Annotated in this window: 1 protein-coding gene and 1 pseudogene; both read left to right on the forward strand. The window is 45.8% G+C overall.

Annotated elements, in window-relative coordinates:
• The coding region (locus PGX78_RS08350; protein WP_270446482.1) for a 4Fe-4S binding protein at window positions 1–710 on the forward strand (710 nt) is incomplete at its 5' end.
• Window positions 710–1,039: pseudogene (locus PGX78_RS08355) on the forward strand (radical SAM protein); the annotation flags it as partial. The gene PGX78_RS08350 and the pseudogene PGX78_RS08355, both read left to right, overlap by 1 nt.

Below are 1,039 nucleotides of genomic sequence, written 5' to 3' on the forward strand. Positions count from 1 at the left end.
TACAACTTATATTCTTGGCCGTCATGGGTAAGTGGATATACTACGGAATTTTCCGATGTCCCTTCATCGTTCCCTTTGTCAACTGTGAACGATGTCCCGTAATCACCTGTTGGGGGCGTATTACAGCCTACTTCTTCGGGTTCTGGTTGTTCATTCCTTTGTTGGCTATCTTCCTGGGACGAGCTTTTTGCGGTTGGCTTTGCCCGAGCGGTTTTGTCAATCAAATGCTCGGTAAGGTAGCAATTACGAAGCTGAAGATACGCAACAAAAAGATGAGATGGGCTCAGTTGGGGATGGTTGTTACGATTTTAATCGGACTGGGTGTATATTTCATTTATGACAACCCGCGCGTTATGATACCTATTCGTACGAGTGATGAATACTTTAACTCGCTTATTATGTCCATTCGCTTTGCCGATTGGTATTGGGCTGTTCGTACGGTTATCGTCGTAGCACTTATTGCGGCATCGCTCATTATTTCGAATTTCTGGTGTCGGTTTATTTGTCCTGTCGGCGGGGCCATGGAATTGATACGCAAGATTTCCATATTCCGCATTTTCAAGACCGATGCCTGTGACAACTGTGATGCTTGCCTGCGTAAGTGTGATATGGGTACGCGTCCTGACGAAATGAACTGCACGAACTGCGGGGATTGCTTGAATGTTTGCCATAAGAACGCTATTAAATTCGGGCGGAAAGGTAAACAGTAATGGACGTACATACACAAAGCTTTTTAAATAATCATCCCTGCTTCAACAAAGGGGCTTCGGCTAATTGGGGGCGTGTTCATTTACCGGTAGCCCCGAATTGCAATATTCAATGTAACTTTTGCAATCGTATGTACGACTGCGCTAATGAAAATCGTCCCGGCGTTACGCAGAAGGTGTACACACCTGACGAGGCCGTGACTTATTTGGAAAAACTTTTTAAGGACAGACAGGATATTTCGGTTATCGGTATTGCCGGACCGGGGGACCCCATGTGTGATGCCGATAAGACCTTGCCGACATTTGAAAAGTGTCGTGTTCGGTTTCCGCAC

This window comes from Megasphaera sp. AF13-6AC (genome assembly GCF_027685385.1).
Taxonomy (GTDB): domain Bacteria; phylum Bacillota; class Negativicutes; order Veillonellales; family Megasphaeraceae; genus Megasphaera; species Megasphaera micronuciformis.